We start from the raw sequence: 2,008 nt of genomic DNA, 5'->3' as shown, positions 1-2,008 counted from the left end.
GGGCGGCGGTCATCGGGTCTCCTCCTTCGCGGGGACGGCGGGCGCGCCGGCGGGCGCGGCGGCGGCGGACGTCCCGTATTCGACGGTGTCGCGGGTGAGCTCCATGAAGGCGTCCTCGAGGGAGCCGCGCCGGGGGGTGAGCTCGTGCAGGACGAGGCCCTCGGCGGCGGCGAGCTCGCCGATCCGGGCGGCCTCGAGGTTCGCGACGGTCAGCGCGCCGTCGTCCGCGGCGGTGACCTTGCCGCCCTCGCCGGACAGGACGCCGGTGAGCCGGTCGGCGTCGGGGGTGCGGACGACGACCGTCTTGTCGGTGCTGCGCTCGATGAACTCCTCGGTGGAGCAGTCGGCGATGAGGCGGCCGCGGCCGATGACGATGAGGTGGTCGGCGGTGACGGCCATCTCGTTCATGAGGTGGCTGGACACGAACACCGTCCGGCCGCCGGCGGCGAACCGCTGCATCAGCTGGCGGATCCAGACGACGCCCTCGGGGTCGAGGCCGTTGACCGGCTCGTCCAGGATGAGCACCTCGGGGTCGCCGAGGACCGCCGCGGCGATGCCGAGCCGCTGCCCCATGCCGAGGGAGAAGCCCTGCGCCCGCCGCCCGGCGACGTCGGTGAGGCCGACCAGTTCCAGCACCTCGTCGACCCGCTTGGCCGGGAGGCCCTGGGTCTGCGCGAGGCACAGCAGGTGGTTGCGGGCGCTGCGGCCGGTATGGACGGCCCGCGCCTCCAGGAGCGCGCCGACGGTCCGCATCGGGGCGGGCAGCTTGCTGTAGTGCCGTCCGGCGATGCGGGCCTCGCCGCCGGTGGGCCGGTCGAGGCCGAGCAGCATCCGCATCGTCGTCGACTTGCCGGCGCCGTTCGGCCCGAGGAAGCCGGTCACCCGGCCGGGCTCCACCGTGAAGGAGAGATCATGGACGGCAACTTTCGCGCCGTAGCGTTTGGTGAGGTTCTTGGCCTCGATCATGCAGGAGTCCAGGGGGTCGTCGTGACATTCGGTGACCGTAAAGACCCTATCGGCACGGAATGTCCAGCGGCCTCCTTCTCAGGTCGACCCCGCCTCCGACCTGCGCAGTAGGCACCGGGCGCCGGCGGCGCGGCCCGCACCCATTATTGACGGGACGTCAATAATGGGTGAGGATGCGGGGCACCAGGATCCGGCCGCCGACCGTCCGGGAGGCCCCCCGTGCCCACACCGCCGATCCCGTCCCCCCAGGCCCCCGCGGACCCGTCGCCGCCCGGCGCCGCGGGCACCGGCGCCGCCGCCGACCTCGCCGCCCACCTCGCCGACCGCCTCGCCGACCGGGACGTGCTGCGCGCGTTCGGCGCCGAGCCGATCGTCGGGCTCGGCGCGGGCCGCGCGCTGCTCATGCAGCTCGCGCATCCCGGCGTGGCGCGCGGCGTCGCCGAGCACAGCGACTTCGCCGACCGGCCGCTGGCGCGGCTGTTCGGCACCCTCGACTTCCTGCTGGTCGTCTCCTTCGGGACGCCCGAGGAGGTCGCGCGGATCGCCGCGAAGGTCCGCGGCATCCACACGTCCGTCCGCGGCGAGGGGTACTCCGGCAACGACCCCGGCCTGCAGCTGTGGGTGAACGCGACGCTGATCGACTCGGCGCTGTACCTCCACGAGCGGCTGGGCCGGCCCGGACGCCCGGACGCCGGGCAGGCCGAGGAGTACTACCGGCAGGCGCGGGTCGTCGCCGAGGTGCTGGGCTGCCCGGCGGAGGCGCAGCCGCCCGACCTGGCGTCGTTCCGCGCCTACATGGACGAGATGGTCGCGTCCCTCGAGGTCGACGACAACGCCCGGAAGGTCGCCGCGGCCGTCCTGCACCCCCGGAAGCTGCGGGCGCTCGCGCCGGGCCTGGCGGTGTTCCGCGTCGTCACGGCCGCGCTGCTGGCGGCCGCCGCGTACCTGCTCAAGCGCCGCGACGCCTGACGCGCGCCCGCCGCGCGGACCGGCCCCCGCACCGGCGGGGCCGGTCCGCGCGTCCCGCCGGGACGTCCGCGCC

At 75.1% G+C, this 2,008-nt stretch carries 2 protein-coding genes; one reads left to right on the top strand and one right to left on the bottom strand.

The window, feature by feature from the left end:
- Positions 1 to 9: 9 nt before the first annotated feature.
- On the bottom strand, positions 10 to 966 hold the full coding sequence (locus DMH08_RS39290; protein ID WP_026401682.1) for an ABC transporter ATP-binding protein: 957 nt from the start codon (positions 964 to 966) through the stop codon (positions 10 to 12).
- Positions 967 to 1,185: 219 nt separating this feature from the next.
- On the opposite strand from DMH08_RS39290, the gene DMH08_RS39285 reads away from it, so the two are divergent.
- Positions 1,186 to 1,935: an oxygenase MpaB family protein gene (locus DMH08_RS39285; RefSeq protein WP_233618076.1), complete on the top strand. Its 750-nt coding sequence runs from the start codon at positions 1,186 to 1,188 to the stop codon at positions 1,933 to 1,935.
- The last annotated feature ends 73 nt before the right edge of the window (positions 1,936 to 2,008 follow it).

It is taken from the genome of Actinomadura sp. WAC 06369 (assembly GCF_003947565.1).
GTDB classification, from domain to species: domain Bacteria; phylum Actinomycetota; class Actinomycetes; order Streptosporangiales; family Streptosporangiaceae; genus Spirillospora; species Spirillospora rifamycini.
Note: the sequence above shows the minus strand (reverse complement) of the source record. Positions and strands in the feature narration are given on the sequence as shown.

What these genes read in the sequence shown, in the direction of transcription:
- DMH08_RS39290 (WP_026401682.1), bottom strand. Translation starts at nt 966, where the DNA reads ATGATCGAGGCCAAGAACCTCACCAAACGCTACGGCGCGAAAGTTGCC.